This is a genomic window from Pseudomonas sp. BO3-4 (assembly GCF_034044115.1).
In the GTDB taxonomy this organism is placed as follows: domain Bacteria; phylum Pseudomonadota; class Gammaproteobacteria; order Pseudomonadales; family Pseudomonadaceae; genus Aquipseudomonas; species Aquipseudomonas alloputida.
Window position 1 is genome coordinate 3,134,783 of the sequence record NZ_CP139018.1, and the last position, 21,197, is coordinate 3,155,979.

Genomic DNA, 21,197 nt, shown 5'->3' on the forward strand with positions numbered 1-21,197 from the left:
AACCCCCGTGCTGCGCGGTTCATTTCATGAGCAGCCTCAGAAGGTCTGCCCCAACGAGAACTGGAACACCTGGGTTTCGGCGTTATCCGGCTTTTTCAATGGCGCCGCCAGGCTGAAACTCAGCGGCCCCATCGGGCTGTACCAGGTCACGCCAACCCCCAGCGACACAGCCATCTGCGCCAGGTCGACGCTGCCGCAGCCTTGGGTGGTGGACAGGTAGCAGGTGTCGGCATATACGTTGCCGGCATCGACAAACACCGAGCTGCGCAGCTGGCTCTGGTCCTTCACGAAGGGCAGTGGGAACAGGTACTCGGCACCGCCGGTAATCAGGATATTACCCCCCAGCACATCGGTGTCGCGGTCGGAATAGTAAGCCTGCCCAGCGCTGGAATAGGCCCCGGTAGCCGGTGTGCTGCGCGGGCCGAGGGTGCCGTCCTTGAACCCGCGTACCGAGCCCTGCCCACCGGCGGTGTAGCTTTCATAGAATGGCAAGCCGTCGGTGGAGCCATAGCCGTTGCCGTAGCCCAGGTTGGTGTGCAGGCGCAGCGTGGTGTTGCTGGTGACCGGCAGGAAAGCCTGGCCGTCGTAGTCGAGCTTGTAGAACGACAGGTCGCTGCCAGGGGTGGTAGCCATCAGCGTCAGGCTCTGCGAGTGGCCCCGGGTGGCTAGCACGCCTTTGTTGAGGGTAGATTCCGACCAACCGATCGACGCCTTGAGGTTGTTGAAGCTTTTGCCTTCGCGGGAGATGAAATCGTAGATCTCGTCAGCGCTGTAGGTGCCGGGCGAAATGTCGTCGTGCTGCAGGGTCAGGCCGTAGGTCAGGCGCGAGGTTTCGTTGATCGGGTAGCCGAAGCTGACCCCGGCGCCGTAGCTGTTGATTGCATAGTACGAAACCCCATCGTCGTAGTAATCGCTGTAGTCGGTGGTGTTGTAGAACAGGTTGTAGCCCAGGCTCACGCCGTCGGCGGTGAAGTAGGGGTCGACGAAGCCGAAGTTGTACTTGGTCTGGTATTCCGAACGGGTCAGGCCGATGGACACCTTGTTACCGGTACCGAGGAAGTTGCTCTGGCTGATCGACCCCCCCAGGATCAGGCCGGCGCTCTGGGCGAAACCGACGCTGGCGGTGATCGAGCCGGAGGCCTGCTCTTCGACGCTGTAGTTGACGTCGACCTGGTCGTCGGTGCCAGGCACCTGCGGGGTCTCGACGTTGACTTCCTTGAAGAAGCCCAGGCGCTCCAGGCGGGTCTTGGACTGGTCGATCAGGTAGGTCGACGCCCAGCCACCTTCCATCTGGCGCATTTCGCGACGCAGCACTTCGTCTTCGGTCTTGGTGTTGCCGCGGTAGTTGATGCGGTTGACGTAGGCACGCTTGCCCGGGTCGACCACGAACATGATGTCGACCGTGTGGTCCTGGTCGTTCGGCTGTGGCACGCCGTTGACGTTGGCGAAGGTGTAGCCTTCGTTACCCAGGCGGCGGGTGATCAGCTCGGACGTGGTGGTCATCACCTTGCGCGAGAACACCTGGCCCGGCTGCACCAGCAGCAACGACTTGACCTGGTCTTCCGGCACCTTGAGGTCACCGGACAGCTTCACGTCGCGAACGGTGTATTTCTCGCCTTCGTTGATGTTGACGGTGATGTAGACGTGCTTCTTGTCCGGCGTGATGGACACCTGGGTGGAGGCGATGTCCATGTTGATGTAGCCGCGGTCCAGGTAGTAGGAACGCAGGCGCTCCAGGTCACCGGAGAGTTTTTCACGGGCGTACTTGTCGTCGTTCTTGAAGAACGACAGCCAGTTGGTGGTCTTCAGCTCGAACAGCTGCCCCAGGGTCTCATCATCGAATACGTTGTTGCCCACGATGTTGATGTGCTGGATGGCGGCGACGGTGCCTTCGTTGATCTTGATCTTCAGCGCCACACGGTTGCGCGGCTGCGGCACCACCTCGGCGTCGACCTCGGCCGAGTAGCGGCCTTGGGCCACGTACTGGCGCTGCAGCTCATTACGCACACCTTCGAGGGTGGCACGCTGGAAGATCTCGCCTTCGGCCAGGCCCGATTGTTTCAGGCCCTTCATCAGGTCTTCGGTGCTGATCGCCTTGTTGCCTTCAATCTCGATGCTCGACACCGACGGGCGCTCGACCACGTTGATGATGAGCACATTGCCATCGCGGCTCAACTGGATGTCCTGGAAGAACCCGGTCTTGAACAAGGAACGCGTCGAGTCCACCAGGCGGCGGTCGTCGGCCTGGTCGCCAACGTTCAGCGGCAAGGCACCGAACACACTGCCAGCGGAAACCCGCTGCAGGCCGTTGACGCGAATGTCGGCGATCCTGAACGGTGAGGCCTGGGCCAGCGTGGCTTTCAGCAGCAGGATGGAGAGCAACAGGCGCGGGTAGTTCATCGGGGGTTCCAGACAAGCGGATTTGGAGGGAGGCGAGCGCGGGCAACCCGCAAGCAGCGGGCGATGAGGATACGGGCGGGCTGTGTACGGCGCGGTTAGCCGAGGGTAAAGATGTGTAAAGTCCGACCGGCCGGCGGTGACAGTGCCGGCGCGTAGGGCGATCATTACCCCCCCTGCAATTGCGATATCTGGCCCTGATGATCCCTGTGCTGCTGGTCGACGACGACCGCGAACTGACCGAAATGCTCTCTTTGTACCTGGCGCGCGAAGGCTTCCAGGCAACGGCCGTGGACACCGGCGAAGAAGGCGAGACCCAGGCGTTGTCCGGTGACTTCCAGGTGGTGGTGCTGGACGTCATGCTGCCCGGCATTTCGGGCATCGAAGTGTTACGCCGCGTGCGCGCGCGCAGCCAGGTGCCGGTACTGCTGCTGACGGCCCGTGGCGACAACATCGACCGCATCGCCGGCCTTGAGCTGGGTGCCGACGACTATGTACCCAAGCCCAGCTCTCCTGGCGAGCTGGTGGCGCGCCTGCGGGCGATACTGCGCCGCGTGCAGCCACACCTGATGGGTGAAACCAGCGCGCCCGAGGTACCTGAACAGGTACGCAGCGGCGCATTGAAAATGTGGCCGGGGCGGCGCGAGGCACGCTGGGGCGCAGCCACGCTGGAACTGACCGGCTCCGAGTTCAGCCTGCTCGAAGCCCTGGCGCGCCAGGCCGGTCAGCTGGTCAGCAAGCAGGACCTGTCGCTCAATGCCCTGGGCCGGCCGCTGACCCGTTATGACCGACGCATCGACGTGCACGTCAGCAGCATCCGGCAAAAACTTGGCCCGCGTGCCGATGGCAGCAGCTGGATACAGAGCGTGCGCGGCATGGGCTACATGCTGATCGTCGAATGATGCGCCGGCGTCTGTTCTGGAAGCTGTTCCTGGCGTTCTGGCTGGCCAACACCCTGACCTTCCTGGTGGGGGCGGGGGCCTTCATGCTCAATGAGCTGCGCGGCGATACACCCGGGCTGCGTTCGCTGCTGGCCACCGAGCTGCAATTGCTCGAACGGCATGGCGAGCGGGCCGGCCGCCAGTTGCTGGACGTGTCGCCACAGCCGCAGGATGTGCAAGTAGGCCTTTACGACGATCAAGGCCGCTTGCTGGCTGGCCAAACGGTGCACGTGGCGCGTTTCGAGCAGGCACTGCTCGACCGTGACGGCCGCCCGCTGGTGCTGCGCGCTTCGGTGGCCACCCGTGTCGGTATGGCACCGCGCCCACGCAACCTTGGCCCGTTTGTGACAGGGGCGGTGATGAGCGCGCTGTTCGCGCTGTTGTGCAGCTTTTACCTGACCCGGCCGCTGACCTGGCTGCGCGAGGCCATGGGCCAGGTTGCCCAAGGCCGTTTCGATGTGCGGGTCAGGCCGCGGCTGGGCAAGCGCCGTGACGAAATCGTCGACCTGGCCGAGGACTGTGACCGCATGGCCGGCCAGCTCAAGGCCCTGGTGCAGGCCCAGCAGAACCTGCTGCATGATATTTCCCATGAGCTGCGCTCACCGCTTACCCGCATGCATGCCGCCATCGGCCTGATGCGCCAGCAACCCGACCGGCCCGACATGCTGGAGCGGGTCGAGCGCGAGTCGCGGCGCATGGACGACCTGATCGAGCAACTGCTGACCCTGGCCCGTGCCCAGTCCCGTCAAGGCAACAATGACTTCGCCAGCGTGGATGTGGTCGAACTGCTGGCGCAGATCGTCGAGGATGCCCGTTTCGAGGCAGGCATGAAGCAGTGCCAGGTGTCCTTGCTGGCTCAGGGCGCGTTTCTCATGCATGGCCATGAAGAGCTCCTGTACCGGGCTTTCGAGAACGTCATCCGCAATGCCGTGCGCTACACCAAGCCCGGCACGGCGGTATTGGTGGAGGCCGCACCGGCACCAGGTGGGCAATGGTTGCAGGTGTGCGTCAGCGACCATGGCCCGGGCGTCGACCCGGCGCGCCTGCAGCGCATCTTCGAACCGTTCGACCGTGGCACCGACAGCAGCGACGGCTTCGGCCTGGGGCTGGCGATCGCCCAGCGTGCCATCGCCTTGCACGGTGGCAGCATCACCGCGCTGGCCGCCGCCACAGGGGGCTTGCGGGTGCGCATCGAACTGCCGCAAGCCATTGCTACTTGAAGCCGGTGACCGCGTGGGGAACGTAAGGGGCCTGCAAGCGCGCCACCTCGTCCTCGCTCAGCTGCAGTGACAGTGCGCCCAGGGCATCGTCCAGGTGGGCGGGCTTCGAGGCGCCGACGATAGGGGCGCTAACGCCGGCCCTACCCAGCACCCAGGCCAGCGCAACCTGTGCCATCGGCACCCCCCGTTCGCTGGCGATCTGCTCGACCACATCGATTACCCGGCCGTCCTCCACCTCGGTCTTTTCATAGAACGACTGCCCGGACACATCGGTGCGCGTGCGCTGGGTTTGCTGCCCATGCGGTCGTGTCAGGCGGCCGCGCGCCATCGGGCTCCAGGGCATCAGGCCGACGCCTTGATCCAGGCATAGCGGGATCATCTCTCGCTCTTCTTCGCGGTAGATCAGGTTGAGGTAGTTCTGCATCGACACGAAGCGGCGCCAGCCATGGCTGGCGGCTACCTGCTGCGCCTTGGCAAACTGCCAGGCATACATCGACGATGCACCGATGTAGCGCGCCTTGCCGGCCTTGACCACATCATGCAGAGCTTCCATGGTTTCCTCGATGGGGGTGTGGTAATCCCAGCGGTGGATCTGGTAAAGGTCGACGTAGTCTGTGCCCAGGCGGCTGAGGCTGGCGTCGATGTTGGCCATGATCGCCTTGCGTGACAAGCCTTGCTCATTGGGCCGGCTGGCGCCTTCCCACATGTTGGCAGGGAAGAACACCTTGGTGGCGATCACGGTTTCTTCGCGGCGGGTAAACTCCTTCAGGAGTTTGCCGAGGATGATTTCCGAGGTGCCGGCGGAATAGCTGTTGGCAGTGTCGAAGAAGTTGATGCCTTGCTCGACGGCATGGCGAATGATCGGCCGGCTGGCGTCTTCGCCCAAGGTCCAGGGATGAGTGCCGGCGTCGGGGTCACCGAAAGTCATGCAGCCCAGGCACAGCCTTGAAATGTCCAGCCCAGTGCTACCCAGCTTTACGTACTGCATCGTCGTCTCCTTCAAGGGCGTGAGTGATGGAGTTAGCCTAACGCTGGCAGGGTTGTGCGAAAATTCCGTATTGATGCATGCGCCATCTGCAAGAATTCACAAGCGTAGCAGCGGCCGCACCTGTTGCTGAAGGAAGTCGGTAACCGCCTTGATCCGCGGCGTGGCACGCACGTCTTCATGCACGGCCAGCCAGATTTCGATGCTCATTGTCTGTTGGGCGCTGCCTGCTTCTTTCAGACCGTGTTCCTGTGCCATGAACGCGGGCAGGCAGGCGATGCCGATGCCGCCGGCACAGGCTTGGGCCTGGATGCGCAGGTCATTGCTGTGCAATGCGAACGGCTGCTGGCCGGCCTGGAGGTTGAGCCATTGCTGTTGTGGGGAACGGGCCTGAGACTCGTCGTAGCCGATGTAGCGTCTGACCGTTGCGCTGGCCAGGTAACCGGGCGAGGCATACAGCCGGTAATCCAGGTGCCCCAGCAGGCTGACCACCAGAGTTGGCTCTGTCGGCCTGGCCAGGGCGATGCTGATGTCAGCTTCGCGGCGGACCAAGGATGCCTTGGATTTGCTGCCTACCAGCTTCAGGCGCAGCTGTGGGTAGCGCTGGTACAGCTCGCCCAGGCGCCGGGCAACGATGCTGCCCAGCAGCGCCGGTGGTGCCGAGAGCACCACTTCGCCTTCCACTGTCTGTTGGCCGGCGCTGGCGAAATGTGCCAGGGCAAACGAGGACATGGCCATCTGCTCGGCGAGTTCCGCAACACGTTGGCCTTCGTGGGTGAGGGCATAGGCGCGGGGACGTCGGTCGACCAGCTTGAGCTTGAGCGAAGCTTCGAGCGAGGCGATGCGCCGGGCCACGGTGGCGTGGTCGACACCCAGGGTCTTGGCAGCGGCCGACAGCGAGCCGGCCGAGCTGAAGGCGGAGAAATGGCGCAGGTCTTCCCAATCGAACATGAATGACTCGGCAGTGGCGGGTGCATAAAGGGGTAGGGTAACCCTTTATGACCCTGCCGGCTTCAATGCCCGCCTTTCATCCGCCGCGCCACCAGGTAGATGCCCAGGCCAACCAGCGCAGTCGCGGCGCCGATGTACCCGGTGCTGGTCCAGCCCATGCCGGCAGTGATCGCCATGCCTCCCAGCCATGGCCCCAGGGCATTGGCCAGGTTGAACGCCGCATGGTTCGACGCCGCTGCCAGGCTAGGTGCCTCATGGGCAATGTCCATGAGGCGGATCTGTAGCGGTGCCGCCAGGGCGATCATGGTGCCCACCAGGCCGATGCCCAGCAGCAGGCTCCACAGCGCCTGGGCGGCGAAGGTAAAGAACAGCAGCACGGCGACCGACCACATCAGTACCAAGCCCACGGCGCGGAACTGCAGGCGGTCGAACAGCTTGCCGCCAGCGATGTTGCCGACGATACCGCCCACGCCGAACGCCGCCAGACCAAACGGAATCCACTGTGGCGACACCTGGGTCACGTGCAGCATGGTCGGTGCCAGGTAGCTGAACACGCAGAACATGCCGGCAAAACCGATCGAAGCGATGGCCAGCGCCATCCATACCTGTGGGAGGGCAAAGGCCTGTAGCTCCTTGCGCGGGTCGCTGCGTGTTTCGTCGTGGCGCTGGGGCACGAAACGCCAGACCAGGGCGATGGTGCACAGGGCGATCGCGCCGACCAGCACGAATGCCGAACGCCAGCCGAAGTACTGGCCCAGGAAGGTGGCAACCGGGTTGCCGAGCAACATGGCCAAGGTCAGGCCCATCATCACCCGGGCAACGGCCCCCGCGCGCTGATCCTTGGCGACCATGCTCGAGGCCACCACTGCGGCAATGCCGAAGTAGGCGCCGTGGGGCAGGCCGCTGATGAAACGAAATGCGACCAGGCCACCGAACGAGGGGGCAAAGGCAGTGGCCAGGTTGCCCACGGCATACAGCAGCATCAACAGCAGCAGCATGTGCTTGCGCAGCAGTTTGGCACCGAGAATGGCCAGTGTCGGGGCGCCAACCATTACCCCCAGCGCATACGCGCTGATGGCATGGCCCACCTGCGGTTCGCTCAACTGCAAATTGCTGGCAATGTCGGGCATCAGGCCCATGATGGCGAATTCGCCGGTGCCGATGGCAAAGCTGCCCAGTGCCATGGCGGCTTCCATCTTGGCGACGGTGTGTTTACTGGGGAGCGGGGGGCGTTCCTGGACTGACATTTGTATCCCTATTGAAACATGCTGAAACTTTCAAGGCGGGATAATAGTCAATCGATGGCTGCAACGTCGAGGATGCTGCCCCGGCTTCCGCGACGTTGCAGCCCGTTTCCTGCTCAGTGTGCGGGCGCGCTTGCTATGCCCCTGGCTGAAGTGACGGGATCCTGTGGCAGCGGGTACGCCTGCTCTTTTAGACTGCGGGCGGTGACGCGCCAACCCTCGGCAAACGGTGTGTACACGCGCCACGCACTCGGTTCACAAGGACAACTGCAATGTCAGATACCCCGCGCAACCCGCTGCTTATCGATGGGGCCGTCGGCCAGATCGAGCTGTTGATCGACTACCCCGACGGACCACCCAAAGGGCTGGTGCTGGTCAGCCATCCGCAACCGCTGCTGGGCGGTAGCCCACGGCATATCGTGCCACTGACCCTTGCACGGCAGCTGCGTGCAGCCGGCTGGCAAGTGGTACGGCCGAGCTTTCGTGGGGTGGGGCAGACGCAAGGCACGCACGACCAGGGCATCGGTGAAGCCGAGGATTGCATCACGGTCATCCGTCACGTCAACCAGCAACAGCCCGAGCTGCCGGTAGCCCTGGTCGGGTTTTCCTTTGGGGCCTACGTGTTCGCCCGGGTTGCCTGTGCGCTGGAAGGGCAGTTGCAGGCAGTCGCATTGTTGGGGCTGCCGGTGGGGGATGTACCGGGAGGGCGCTATTACGAGCCATTGCCGCTGCCTGGGGATTGCCTGTTACTGCAGGGTGAACAGGATGAAATGGCACCGCTGGCCAACCTGCTGCAATGGGCTGGCCCTGAACAACGGGCAGTGTCGGTATACGCCGGTGCCAATCACTTTTTCAAAGGCTGCCTGGGGCGTGCCGCGGAGCAGGTGATTGCTCATCTCGCCCAGAAGACTGGCCCTCACCGCTCCAGGTAATGCGTCTGTGCAGCAAAGTCGATGAACCGCTTGCTGGCCAGCGACAGGTATTCCCCCGAGCGCCAGCACAAGCGGAAACTCATCTGCTGTGCTGGCCGGAACGGCACGCCGACGATGCCTGGCGTGCGTTGCTGCACCGAGCGCAGCAGGGTCGCCACCCCCATGTTGTCCAGCGCGGCCTGCACCACCAACGAGACGAAGTTGCTCTGTAGCGCCACCTGGTAAGTGATGCCATGTTCGGCGAAGAACGCATCCAGAAGATGGCGTTGAACGAAGGTGCGATCGAACACCACCATGTCGGTATTGCGCAGGTCTTCGGCGGTGAGGTAGGCCTTGCCGGCATAGGGGTGATCCGGGTGCATGCACGCCAGCATCTCGTCGCTGCCCAGCAGGATCGACTCCTTGTCGGGCGGTACACGCCGGGACTCCAGCAGCGCCAAGTCGATTTCCCGTTGCTCCAGGCGATGGCCAATGTCTTCGGCACTGCCTTCGAACACGGTCATGGCAATGCCCGGGTACGACTTGCGGAAGGCGTTCATCAACCCGGGGACGTAGTGCAGGCCGAACATCGGCGGGATACCCAGGCGCACCTCACCGCGCTTGAGGTCGGCCATGTCGCGCAGTTCTTGCCGGGCAACGTCCATTTCGCGCAGGGCAGAGGCAATGCGCGGCAAGAACTGCTCGCCTTCTGCCGTGAGGATCACTTTGCGCGTGGTGCGGTTGAACAGGGTTACCCCCAGTTCTTCTTCCAGCCGGGTGACGGCCATGCTCAGCGCTGGCTGGGCGATGTGCAGGTGCTGCGCGGCCTTGGTGAAGCTGCCTTGCCGGACGATTTCGACACAGCAGCGCAATGCCTTGAGGTTCATTGAGGGGTGCTACCTTTCATGCGAGATGCATTCATAACGAACTGTGATGCTAAGCATCATAACAATATATTTATTATTATTAACCAGAGGGCCTACGATGCGCGCCACTGAGACATCCTGCAACATCTCAGTCACGCAGCTTAATAAATCTGCAATCCCACAAAGATTTTGAGGTAGTACCCCAAATGGCCAAGGCCGCCGATGTCGTTGTGCAATGCCTGGAAAACGAAGGTGTCGAGTATGTATTCGGCATTCCCGGTGAGGAAAACCTCGACCTGCTCGAATCCCTGCGCAAGTCGAAGATCAAGCTGGTACTGACCCGTCACGAGCAGTCTGCAGGTTTCATGGCTGCCACCTACGGTCGTCTGACCGGCAAGACCGGCGTCAGCCTGTCGACCCTCGGCCCTGGTGCCACCAACCTGGTGACCGCCAGCGCCTACGCCTACCTGGGCGGCATGCCGATGATGATGATCACCGGGCAGAAGCCGATCAAGAAGTCCAAGCAGGGTCGCTTCCAGATCATTGACGTGTGCGGCATGATGGACCCCATCACCAAGTACACCCACCAGTTCGCCTCGGCCGACAACATCCCGGCCCGCATGCGCGAAGCCTTCCGCCTGGCCGAAGAAGAAAAGCCGGGTGCGGTGCACCTGGAGCTGCCGGAAGACATCGCCGCCGAGCAGACCGACGCGCTGCCGATCCCGCGCAGCCTGCACCGCCGCCCGCTGGCCGAGCACGTGGCCATTGAAGCTGCCGTCGAGAAACTGCAGAACGCGCGTAACCCGATCCTGGTGATCGGTGCCGGTGCCAACCGCAAGATGACCGCCAAGGTCCTCAAGCAACTGATCGACAAGACCGGCATCCCGTTCATCACCACCCAAATGGGTAAAGGCGTGGTCGACGAGCGCCACCCGCGCTTCCTTGGCAACGCTGCGCTGTCGTCGGGCGACTTCGTTCACCGCGCCGTCGAAGCCGCCGACCTGATCATCAACATCGGCCACGATGTGATCGAGAAGCCGCCGTTCTTCATGGTCCGTGGCGGCACCGAAGTCATCCACATCAACTTCCGCTCTGCCGAAGTCGATGCCGTGTACTTCCCGCAAGTAGAAGTGATCGGCGACATCGCCAACGCCGTGTGGCAGATCAGTGAAGCACTGAACGACACGTCGCACTGGGACTTCACCCGCCTGATGGCCATCCGTGAAGCCAACGAAGCACAGATCGCCGAAGGCGCCGACGACGACCGCTTCCCGGTCTACCCACAGCGCATGGTGGCTGACATCCGTCGTGTACTGCCGTCCGAAGGCATCGTCGCCCTGGACAACGGCATCTACAAGATCTGGTTCGCCCGCAACTACAAAGCGCACAAGCCAAACACCGTGCTGCTGGACAACGCCCTGGCGACCATGGGCGCCGGCCTGCCATCGGCAATGGCTGCGCACCTGGTGCACCCGGACCGCCCGGTAATCTCGGTGTGCGGCGACGGCGGCTTCATGATGAACAGCCAGGAACTGGAAACTGCAGTACGTCTGGGCATGCACATCACCGTGGTGATCCTGCGTGACGACGGCTACGGCATGATCCGCTGGAAGCAGGCCAACATGGGCTTCACCGATTTCGGCCTGGACTACGGCAACCCGGACTTCGTCAAGTATGCCGAAGCCTACGGCGCCAACGGCCACCGCGTGGAAAGCGCCGAAGGCCTGCTGCCGCTGCTGGAGCACTGCATCAAGACCCCAGGTGTGCACGTGATCGACTGCCCGGTCGATTACAGCGAGAACGACCGCATCCTCAACAGCGAGCTGCGTGAGCGCGCGCTGGCGGTGTAAGCCCTGACAGGCCGGCGCCGTCTTTTTGCCGGCGCGGCCTGGTGCTGCAAAGAGGCCCGTATAGCTGACGGTGATGTGTCGGCTTTACGGGCCTTTTCGCAATACAAGGCTGCTTCTGAACCCCATTCACCCCAGCTCAAGCAGGCCTTGCAGGCTGGCCAGAATGGCATTGGCGTCATAAGGCTTGCGGGTGATGGGCACATGCTGCAAGTGCTCGGGAATGCTGATGCCGTCGCCATAGCCGGTGGCAAAGAGGAACGGGACCTGCCGGCGAACCAGTTCATCTGCTACGGAAATGGAGGTTCCGGTGCCCAGGTTGACATCCAGTATTGCCGCGTCCGGTTTGTGGCTACCAAGCAGTTGCATGGCTTGGTCCTCGGAGCTGGCGGTGATCACGTCCTCGATTTGCGCATCGTTGAGAATTTGCTCCAGGCCTACTGCAATTACCAGTTGATCCTCGAGTATCAGCACACACAAACCCGAGCGCGCTGCAAACGCACCGTTTGCACGGGCCATAGGCGTGGCCGGGAGAGCGGTTACTGCCGCTTCGGCTACGGAAAGGTGCTTGGCCGGGATTCTGAAAAAGCCTTGCAGGCCTTCGGGGTGATATTCCACCGCGCTGGTGCCACCCAGGTCGAACGGGATGCTGCGGTCGATCAGCACCGTACCGAAGCCGCTGCGGCTGGGCGGGCGTACCGTTGGCCCACCACTTTCCCGCCAACTGATGGCACAAGCGTTGGTGGCGTCGATTGCCCAGCTCACCGAAAGCTTGCCGCCAGCCCGCGATAGCGCACCGTACTTGGCCGCGTTGGTGGCCAGTTCGTGCAGCACCAGGGCCATGACCGAGTACGCGCGCGCATCGAGGATGACGTTCGGGCCCTGCAACTCGATCACGTCGGCAGCCGTGCGATAGGGAGAAAGCTCGGCCTCCAGCAGCTTCGCCAGGCGCCCGCCACCGTCACCGCGCACCACCTGGTCATGGGCCAACGACAAGGCCTGGATACGCCCTTTGAGCGTTGCCACATAGTCCTGCAGGGTCTGGCTTTCCGGGGTCGGATGGGCAACCAGTGCACCAATCAGCGACAGGATGTTCTTGACCCTGTGGTTGAGCTCTTCGTTGAGCATGCGCTGGCGCACGTCGGCTTTGGCGCGTTCACTGGCGAGCAGTTCGCTGTTGTGCAGCACCACTTCGACGATAGCGGTACGGATGGCATCGCCAAACTGGCGGTCCTGCTCGGTCCAGGGTAGCGACTGCTGGTGAACGGTTTCTTTCCAGATGGCGAAGCTCTTGCGGGGCGTCAGGCGGTCGCCCAACGCGCCGCTGTCATAGGTCTTGTTCGGGTCCCCGGCCCAGTCGAGTGTCTCGACCACCTCCTTGCGGAAGAAGATCAAGTAATCCCGGGGGTGTTGCGACATCGGGACGATCAGCACACCCGACACATCATTAAAATACGCCTGGGCCGACGGAAGCACCGTCGACAGGCTATTGGACGCCCAGATTCGGCCTTCGCTGACCATGTCTGCCAGGCGCAGCAGATCAGGCACGGCCGTTTGGGGCGGCGCCAGCCCTGCGCACGACCAGCGGCCTAGCAGCGACATGCCGATGCCGTCGCAGGGAATCAGCGACATCAACCGGTGCAGGCGTGCGTGGAAGAACCCATCAATGTCCGCCGCCTGGTTGGCGTCGCGCAGCAGGCTGTCCAGGGCTTTGTGGATGCGCACGGCGGCTTCGAGTTTTTGCCGGCTACGCAGGGTCTCGATATGCAGGGAGAAGAACTCACCGAACATCTCGGCGGCCACACGTTGCCCCATGGCCAGCGTGCGCGGTGCGTAGTGATGGCAGGCAATCATTCCCCACAGCTCGCCATTGACGATGACGGAAATCGACATCGAGGCGCCCACGCCCATGTTGCACAGGTATTCGCAATGGATCGGCGAGACGCTGCGCAGGTGCGCGTAGGACAGGTCGAGCGGTTCGCCCGAGGGGTCGAGCACCGGGTTGATGGCGACCGTATTGAACTGGGCGTCGGAGATTACCCGGATCGGGTTGCGCAGGTAGAGCGCGCGGGCCTGCTGGGGGATATCGGAGGCGGGGAAGTACTGGCCCATGAAGCTTTCGAGGTCGCTACGCTTGGACTCGGCAACCACCTTGCCGGCACCGTCGGCTCCCAGCTGGTAGATCATCACCCGGTCGTAACCGAGCACCGCCCTGACAAAGCGGGCGGCGTCGCGGAACAGCTTGTGGGTCTGGTCGATTTCGCGCAGTTGGGCAATCAGCGTGCGGGCCAGCTCGATCGGTTCGGCGATGCTCGCCCCGGCGGGCTCGAATTCGAGGATTGCCGTGCCTTTGTACAAGTGGGCGGCGATGTCGACGGCCGCGCCGTTGGGCAACGTCACGCCGAAACTGAGCGCGGGCCGCGAGGCATCCCGGGTACGGGCAAGTGCGTTGCGAAGCGTATGCGTGACCTCGTCACCCAGCACCGCGTGCAGTTTCTGACCATTGATATCGTTTGCTACACCCAGCATCTGTGGGGCGTTGACCGAATGGCGCAGCACTACGGTCGCCGAGGCATCACAGGCCAGCAGGCAGCCATGGGGCTGGATGCTCCCGGGAATCTGGATGGGCTCCCGGTCGCAGTTGGTCAGGTTAACGTGGGGGTTGTAGGTCATTGGCCCGTGCCTGTGGGTAAGGGGAGGCGGGCTGCAGGTCCGCCATCGTCCGTCAGCCTAGCAGGCATTGCACGCCTTGGGGATGGCGGGTCGGGCAATGCCGGTCCATTCCCAAGGCAATGCTTTGATCACAGCGTGGAGTACGGATGTACTCCCGTCGAGAATCGCTTGAAGGCAGCTACGATCAATGGTCTTATCCCGGGCTTGAGCCAACTGGTATTGCAAGATGAACCGCCCGCTGTTTATTTCCTTCGATGGGCCCAAGGGGACCGGCAAGACCACGCTGCTGGAGGCCGTCACTCAAGCGTTACGGCTGGACGGGAACAAGGTGATCCGCCTTTGCGAAAGAAAGAATGATCCTCACCGGGGCGAGACCATGGCCCTGGTCAACCAGCTTTCCAGAAGCCCTTGCCAGGACCTTGAGTTCAAGGTTTGCGAACGCTTCGCTGAAAGCCGAGCCTGGATTTCCCGGCATGTACTGCCCAGGCAGCCCGCTGACAGCATCATCCTGATTGACCGCTGGTACCCCTCTGACGCTGCGTTTCGCCGCACAGTGCCGTTTGACAAGATCCTGCGCCTGAACCTCGAACGAAACGTGCAAGTGCCCGATTTGCATGTCGGGGTTGTCACAACGCCTGAAACCTCATGGGCGAGGGCCGCGGCGCGCACGCGTGGGCTGGGCAGTACGGTGATCCATAACCTGGATGAACAGGTTGCCTGTACCGAGGCGTTCGAGCGTGCGGTTGCGGAGCAAGGCTGGGTGCTGTGCCGCAATGAAGGGACCGTCGACGAGGCAACGCGGCAGGTCGTAGGCGAGATTCAGGGCGTGCTTCGACACCTGTGAGGCTTGGGTAAGTACGGCCTGTCTACTGCCTCTGCAGGTATCAGGCGCCCTGGCGGTCGATATCACGGCGCAGGACTACCGACGTGGTAATGTCATCCACTGATTCGTGACGTGCCACGTTGTCACGTACCTGGTTGAGGTCGTCGATCGTTCGGGTCTCCACTTCAACCACCAGGTCAAGCTGACCGCTCACCGACGAAACCCGCCGTACGCGCGCGTCCGTTGCCAACTGGTCGAGCAGCCCCATGGCAGGCGTACGCTGCAACGTCACCAGCAAGATCGCGCGTATCACGTTGGCGTCTATTTCGCCGATGTCAGCGCGATAACCGCGAATGACTCCGCTGCGTTCAAGGTTGGCGACACGCTCGGTGGTGGCACTTCGGGAAAGGCCTATGCGGCCGGCTAACGCCTTGAGCGCAATGCGCGCGTCCTTCGAAAGTACCTCAAGAATCTCACGATCTTTAGCGTCCAGGTCACGCATTGCAGCCCCTTGATAAGCTTGCCGTCATTATGCCGGTCGGAACCGGCATAATGCCTGTTGCGCCCGACCGTATGCAGGGTGTCCGTTTCGGCGGCGCATGACAAGCTATTGAAAACCAATCAGCGCGCTCGGAACCTGATGATATGACAGACCTTTCCCACCCGGCACCTCGGTTTTCGGCAAGCGATGCAGAGGGCCTTGCAAAAGATTTCTTCAATGTCACCGGCACTGCAACGCCCCTGGATGGGGAACGTGATCGCAATTACCGGCTGGATACGGGCGTAGACGCAGGCTGGATACTGAAAATCGTCAATGCCAGCGAGCCCAGGGTAGAAAGCGAGTTTCAAACCGCGCTACTCGATCACCTGGCCGTGCATGGCGCGCATTTGGGCGTACCACACCTGCGGGCCAGCGTGACGGGCGACTACCTGCCGTCTGTGGCCAGCAGCACCGGTGAACAGCACGCTGTGCGCCTGGTCAGCTGGCTGGCCGGCACGCCACTTGCCAAGGCCAGACGCTCCCTGGCGCTGATGAGAAACTTCGGCCAGGCACTCGGTGAACTTGACCGTGCGCTGCAGGGCTTCATGCACCCGGGCGCAGTCCGCGACCTGGACTGGGACTTACGCCATGCTGCGCGCTCCCGTTCGCGGCTGCACTGCATCAAGGACCCTGATCGCCGGGCCGTTGCCGAGCGCTTCATCGCCCGGTTCGAGCAGACGGTACAGCCTGAACTGGCGTCCCTTCGGGCCCAGGTGATCCACAACGATGCCAACGACTGGAACATCCTGGTCGATGCCGAAACGGCCGGTAACGTGACTGGCTTCATCGATTTTGGCGATGCCGTGCACACCGTTCTGATTGCCGAGGTCGCAATCGCCAGCGCCTACGCCATTCTCGACATGGACGACCCGATCGGCGCTGCGGCTGCGCTGGTGGCCGGCTTCCATGAGAAGTACCCGTTGCAAGCGCAAGAGCTTGATGTGTTGTTCAACCTGATAGCCATGCGCTTGGTCATCAGCGTCACGTTCTCCGCTTCCCGGCAGGACCAGACCGACGACAACCCCTACCTGGCGATCAGTGAAGCACCTGCCTGGCGTCTACTGGAACAGCTCGATTCGATGAACCCACGGTTGGCCACCGGCATTTTGCGCAAGGCCTGTGGTTTCGATGCCATCGAAGGTGCGGGGGAAGTCCGCCGCTGGATTGCCGACAACCACAAGTCGTTTGCCGACCTGGTGCGCCCGTCAGCCGCCATTCTCGACAAGGTCATCGGGCCGTTTGGCGATGCCAGCCATGAGATGACCATTGCCTCGGCCCAGCAGCGCCCTGCAGATGCGACGCGGTGGTGGAATGAATGCTCTGCCGCGCACAAGGCCCCGCTGGGCATCGGGCCATGGGGCGAGGTACGTGCCGTCTATACCGACAGCGCCTTTGAGTCTCGCTTCATCAAGGGGCAGCACCGGACCCTGCATGTGGGGGTAGATTTGCTGATGCCAGCGGGTACGCCGTTGTACGCACCGATTGCCGGCACCGTCAGAAGCGTCGAGGTTGAGCCAGACCCGCTGGGTTATGGCGGCCTGGTGATGCTCGAGCACACCCCGCCCGGTTGCCCGCCATTTCTGACACTGTGGGGGCACATGGCCCACGAGGCGCTCAGCCGTTTGAAGGCCGGTGACAAGCTCGAAGCCGGCGACCTGGTCGGTTACATGGGCAGCGATCACGAGAACGGCGGCTGGATTCCCCACCTGCATCTGCAGTTGGTCACCGATACCCAGTTGCGCGCGTGCGAGGTCATTGGCGTGGGTGAGCCAGCGTACCGCGAAGCGTGGGCCGACCTGTTCCCCGATGCCTCGGCCCTGGCCGGTATCCCGCCAGAGACCTACAGCCAGCAGGGGATGACCAAGGCCCAGATCATTACCAGGCGCAAGGAACTGCTGCTCCCTAACCTGTCCATTTCGTACACCGATCCGATCAAGTTCGTGCGCGGTGATGGCGTATGGCTGATCGACAACTTCGGGCGGGCCTACCTGGACTGCTTCAACAACGTCTGCCACCTGGGCCATAGTCATCCCGACGTGGTCGAGGCCCTGACCCGCCAGGCTGCGCTGCTCAACACCAATACACGCTACCTGCACGACAACATCGTCGAATACGCCGAGCGCCTGACCGGCACTTTGCCCAAGGGCCTTTGCGTAGCGTCCTTTGGCTGCTCGGGGAGTGAGGCCAACAGCCTGATGCTGCGTATGGCGCGCAACTACACAGGCAGTGATCAGGCGATCGTGCTGGACTGGGCCTACCACGGCACCACTCAGGAACTGATCGATCTGAGCCCTTACAAGTACAAGCGCAAGGCGGGCAAGGGCAGGGCGGCGCATGTTTACGAGGCCGTGGTCCCGGACAGCTACTACGCCCCCGAGCACTGGCCCGTGGAAGCGCACGGCAAGCGCTTTGCCGAGTCGGTGGCAGAGCAGCTGGATGCCATGCGCAAGGCAGGCAAGCGCCCCGGGTTTTTCATTGCCGAATCGATCCCCAGCGTGGCGGGGCAGGTGTTTTTGCCCGAACACTACCTTGAGGAGGTGTACGCCATGGTGCGTGCCGAAGGTGGGCTGTGCCTGGCCGATGAGGTTCAGGTCGGGTTTGGCCGGGTCGGCAGCCACTGGTGGGCATTCGAGACCCAGGGCGTGGTCCCGGATGCCGTCAGCATGGGCAAACCCATAGGTAACGGCCACCCGATGTCGGCGGTAGTGACCACGCGCGAGGTTGCCGATGCTTTCAACAACGGCATGGAGTATTTCAATACCTTCGCCGGTAACCCAGTGTCATGCGCGGTAGGCCTGGCGGTGCTCGATGCAATCGAGCGCGACCAGTTGAAAGAAAACGCCTTGAATGTCGGCCATTACCTGCTCGAGGGTTTGCGCAAGCTTCAGCAGCAATTCGACGTGATTGGTGATGTGCGCGGGTTGGGCCTGTTCCTCGGCGTCGTGCTGGTTACCGACCGCCAGTCGAAGGCGCCAGCCACGGCCCTGGCCAGAAAAGTGGCTGATGGTGCCCGGGAGCGCGGCGTGTTGATCGGCACCGAAGGCCCGCATGACAACGTGCTGAAAATGCGCCCTTCGATGATTTTCAGCCGGACCAATGCGGACTTCCTTCTCGAGGTGCTGAAAGACAGCTTCATCGCGGCGCTGAAATAGCGTTTCAGCGCGGGCAGGGCGTGCGCATGTGCACGCCCTGCGGCGGACCTATCTGGCGAGCCGGGCAGGTTGCCAGCATCAAGCGCCCCTGATGCTCAGGCCTTCGCGAGCCTGGCCATGCAGGCCGGCGGCCTCTGGCAATGCCGTGACCTTGATCGCGCGCACCGGCACGGCGAACTTGGCGCCGATTTGCGAGAATCGCTCCAGCAGCCTGAAGTTGATCGCCTGCTGAATGTCCATGTAAAGGTTGTAGCCTGGGTCCCGGACAATGTAGACACACTCGAACTCCAGCGCCTCTTTGCCGAAGCCGCGCAGGTGAGCGCGATCGAAACGCGCCTGCTCCTGGGCCTTGATGGCGTCTTCTACGATGCCTGGCGCTTTCTTCACGGCCTCGGTGGGCGTGTCGTAGGAAAGCCCGAACTCGAACACGATGCGACGCTCTTGCAGGCGCTTGTAATTCTGGATGGTGCTGCTGATCATGCTGGCGTTGGCCATGACGATCTGTTCGCCGCCGAGGCTGCGGATGCGTGTGGTTTTGAGGCCAACGTGCTCAACGGTGCCCGCCAGGGGCCCGATGACGATGAAGTCACCGATCTCGAACGGCTTGTCCACGGCGATCGACAACGAAGCGAACAGGTCGCCAAGGATATTCTGCACAGCCAGCGCCACCGCGATGCCACCCACGCCAAGGCTGGCGACGAAGGCGGTGATGTTCACCCCCAGGTTCGACAGCATCGCCAGCACTACGACTGACCACAGCAGGACCCGCGCGCCCCAGGCCGAAAGGGTTGCCAGTGCGCTGCCCTGGTTCAGGCCGTCGGTACGGTGGCGGGCGAAGTAGCGGCTCAGGCCCAGGCCGATGGCGCGGTTGGCCCACAGGCCAATCTGCAAGGCAGCGACCACGAACCACAGGCTGCTGACCCTGCTCAGCCAGCGCTCGGGCAGGTCGAGCATGCTCAGGCCTACCAGCAATGAGGCCAGCAACAACAGAACGTTGCTGGTGCCGGAAAGCACCTTGGCCATTATCTGGCTCAATGGGCCTTCGTGTTCGGACCAGCGCCGTACCCGGCGCATCAGGAAACTGATGGCGGCACGGGCGACCAGGAAAACTACGGTGGCGACTGTCAGCGCCACCAGCAGATTGAGAATGGAGATGCCGAATAGGGTGGTTTCGGTGAAAAACGCGATGATGCGGTCGTTCATGAGTACCTCGCCTCTGGGGTGATTTGCCAAGGTGCTTTCTTGGGACGTCAAAGAGGCGCAACAGGTCGATCGGATTTCACCACGCTGGGCAGACGGAGTCAGTCTCGGTAGATTTTCTTCAATAACCGCAACAACTTGTTCAGCATTGGCACGACTTGCGGGGTTCGATTGCCAACGCACGCTTGCCGCAACGGCTGCAGGCCCATGCCAACCTACACCTGTTCGACGATTCCGTGCGCACGCTGCGCCGAGCGCCGGGTGACGCCGTGGCCCAGGACCCTGCATAGCACTTCCTTGGAGGGGCTAGTGCTGCTTGTGCAATGCCTCCTGCTCCGGTTCGGCTACCGTGACCCGGTTACGGCCCGATACCTTGGAAAGGTACATGGCGCTGTCTGCGCTGCTGAGCAAGGCGCCGAGCTCAGTGGCAGGGGCCTTCGCGAACGCTAAACCTATGCTTGCGGTGACCGGGTGTTCATCATTCACACGCAGTTTGGCTATCAGGGCCCGCAGGCGCTCGGCAACCTCAATCGCCGTGTCTGGCGGCGTATTGGGCAGCAGGATGGCGAACTCCTCGCCGCCCAGCCTGCCGGCAATGTCGTTGTCACGCAGGCTGGCACTGATCGCTGCACCGATGCGCTGCAGCACCTGGTCGCCTGCGGCATGCCCGAACGTGTCGTTGATCTGTTTGAAATGGTCGACGTCCAGCATCAACACGGCCATGAATGTACCCGCATCCCTGCACTGGGCGTGCTGCGCCGACGCGTTGTCGAAAAAAGCACGTCGGTTGTTCAGGCCGGTCAGTTCGTCCGTGCACGAGGCCACCATGGCAAGCCGATGCGCGCGTTGCATTTCGTGTTTCAGGCGCCAGGCCGTCGTCAATGCCGAGGACAGGCTTTGCGTCGCGCTGACCACGAACCAGGCGAACACCAGCACCGCCAAGGCTATCCCTTGTTGCAGCGTAGAAGGTTGCAACAGTAGCCAGCCTGTAGAAGGCAGCAAGACCAGGCCCATCGACACCAGGGTCATGTTGCGGTAGGAGGAGTAACACGACACCGCGCTGACAGACATGCCGACGGCAAACAACATGATCAGCGTCTGCCCCAGCGCGTCGTCGGTGGGCATTACGGCAAAGGCGCCCCAGCCCCAGATAGCCGCCGACAGCATCAGCGTGACCCAGTAACGCCACTCCCAGCGTTCGGCCGTGCGCTGGTTGGCCGGTGCTCGCAGATAGGCGAAGAACATGGCGGTACGCACGCCGGTCGACAGGCCCAATAACGTCATCCACACGATGACCCTTTGCGGGTCGAAACGCTCCCAGCCCAACCAGCACAGCATGACGGCGGCCAGGAAGCTGCCAAGCACAGCGGGCGCCGACTGGACAAACAGCTGTTCAAGCCGATCCCTCCGTACGGAGTAGGCTACTTCATCGCCGGGATCAAGGTT

At 62.6% G+C, this 21,197-nt stretch carries 15 protein-coding genes; 6 read left to right on the forward strand and 9 right to left on the reverse strand.

The window, feature by feature from the left end:
- Positions 1–36: 36 nt before the first annotated feature.
- Positions 37–2,400 carry an outer membrane protein assembly factor BamA gene (bamA, locus tag REH59_RS14635; protein ID WP_098090454.1) on the reverse strand — a complete coding sequence of 788 codons (2,364 nt, stop codon included), beginning with the start codon at positions 2,398–2,400 and terminating at the stop codon, positions 37–39.
- A gap of 197 nt (positions 2,401–2,597) precedes the next feature.
- On the opposite strand from bamA, the gene REH59_RS14640 reads away from it, so the two are divergent.
- Positions 2,598–3,299, forward strand: a complete 702-nt coding sequence (locus REH59_RS14640; RefSeq protein ID WP_014860135.1) for a response regulator transcription factor — start codon at positions 2,598–2,600, stop codon at positions 3,297–3,299.
- A complete protein-coding gene (locus REH59_RS14645) occupies positions 3,296–4,558 on the forward strand; it encodes a HAMP domain-containing sensor histidine kinase (RefSeq protein ID WP_012052222.1) in 1,263 nt (420 codons plus the stop codon). The genes REH59_RS14640 and REH59_RS14645 overlap by 4 nt, the downstream gene beginning before the upstream one ends.
- Here the strand turns inward: REH59_RS14645 and REH59_RS14650 are convergent.
- From REH59_RS14650 to REH59_RS14660, 3 genes are all read right to left on the reverse strand, one after another.
- On the reverse strand, positions 4,551–5,546 hold the full coding sequence (locus REH59_RS14650; RefSeq protein WP_265536651.1) for an aldo/keto reductase: 996 nt from the start codon (positions 5,544–5,546) through the stop codon (positions 4,551–4,553). The two genes, REH59_RS14645 and REH59_RS14650, sit on opposite strands and share 8 nt — an antisense overlap.
- A gap of 96 nt (positions 5,547–5,642) precedes the next feature.
- Positions 5,643–6,494, reverse strand: a complete 852-nt coding sequence (locus REH59_RS14655) for a LysR family transcriptional regulator (protein ID WP_004374928.1) — start codon at positions 6,492–6,494, stop codon at positions 5,643–5,645.
- Positions 6,495–6,556: 62 nt separating this feature from the next.
- Positions 6,557–7,741: an MFS transporter gene (locus REH59_RS14660; protein WP_128573648.1), complete on the reverse strand. Its 1,185-nt coding sequence runs from the start codon at positions 7,739–7,741 to the stop codon at positions 6,557–6,559.
- 269 nt (positions 7,742–8,010) lie between these two features.
- Between REH59_RS14660 and REH59_RS14665 the strand changes: the two genes are divergently transcribed.
- The gene (locus tag REH59_RS14665; protein WP_014860139.1) at positions 8,011–8,670 is read left to right on the forward strand and encodes an alpha/beta hydrolase; all 660 of its coding nucleotides are present in this window, start codon (positions 8,011–8,013) and stop codon (positions 8,668–8,670) included.
- Here the strand turns inward: REH59_RS14665 and REH59_RS14670 are convergent.
- Complete coding sequence (locus REH59_RS14670) at positions 8,655–9,536, reverse strand: LysR family transcriptional regulator (protein WP_004374921.1); 882 nt, start codon at positions 9,534–9,536, stop codon at positions 8,655–8,657. The two genes, REH59_RS14665 and REH59_RS14670, sit on opposite strands and share 16 nt — an antisense overlap.
- A 185-nt stretch (positions 9,537–9,721) precedes the next feature.
- On the opposite strand from REH59_RS14670, the gene REH59_RS14675 reads away from it, so the two are divergent.
- A complete protein-coding gene (locus tag REH59_RS14675; protein ID WP_004576806.1) occupies positions 9,722–11,365 on the forward strand; it encodes an acetolactate synthase large subunit in 1,644 nt (547 codons plus the stop codon).
- A gap of 126 nt (positions 11,366–11,491) precedes the next feature.
- Here REH59_RS14675 and REH59_RS14680 read toward each other — a convergent pair whose 3' ends face one another.
- Positions 11,492–14,035 (reverse strand): HWE histidine kinase domain-containing protein, encoded by a 2,544-nt coding sequence (locus REH59_RS14680; RefSeq protein ID WP_014861855.1) that lies wholly within the window; start codon positions 14,033–14,035, stop codon positions 11,492–11,494.
- A 226-nt stretch (positions 14,036–14,261) separates the two neighbouring features.
- Here REH59_RS14680 and REH59_RS14685 point away from each other — a divergent pair, with 226 nt between their 5' ends.
- The gene (locus REH59_RS14685) at positions 14,262–14,879 is read left to right on the forward strand and encodes a dTMP kinase (protein WP_010954238.1); all 618 of its coding nucleotides are present in this window, start codon (positions 14,262–14,264) and stop codon (positions 14,877–14,879) included.
- Positions 14,880–14,919: 40 nt separating this feature from the next.
- Here the strand turns inward: REH59_RS14685 and REH59_RS14690 are convergent, their stop codons facing one another.
- Entirely contained in the window at positions 14,920–15,360 is a 441-nt protein-coding gene (locus REH59_RS14690) for an Lrp/AsnC family transcriptional regulator (protein ID WP_004374903.1), read from the reverse strand.
- Between the two features lie 143 nt (positions 15,361–15,503).
- On the opposite strand from REH59_RS14690, the gene REH59_RS14695 reads away from it, so the two are divergent.
- Positions 15,504–18,551, forward strand: a complete 3,048-nt coding sequence (locus REH59_RS14695) for an aminotransferase class III-fold pyridoxal phosphate-dependent enzyme (protein WP_320450313.1) — start codon at positions 15,504–15,506, stop codon at positions 18,549–18,551.
- A 78-nt stretch (positions 18,552–18,629) separates the two neighbouring features.
- Here REH59_RS14695 and REH59_RS14700 read toward each other — a convergent pair whose 3' ends face one another.
- Positions 18,630–19,754 (reverse strand): mechanosensitive ion channel family protein, encoded by a 1,125-nt coding sequence (locus REH59_RS14700; RefSeq protein WP_014756865.1) that lies wholly within the window; start codon positions 19,752–19,754, stop codon positions 18,630–18,632.
- Between the two features lie 303 nt (positions 19,755–20,057).
- Positions 20,058–21,116, reverse strand: a complete 1,059-nt coding sequence (locus REH59_RS14705; protein ID WP_014861859.1) for a GGDEF domain-containing protein — start codon at positions 21,114–21,116, stop codon at positions 20,058–20,060.
- Between the last annotated feature and the right edge of the window lie 81 nt (positions 21,117–21,197).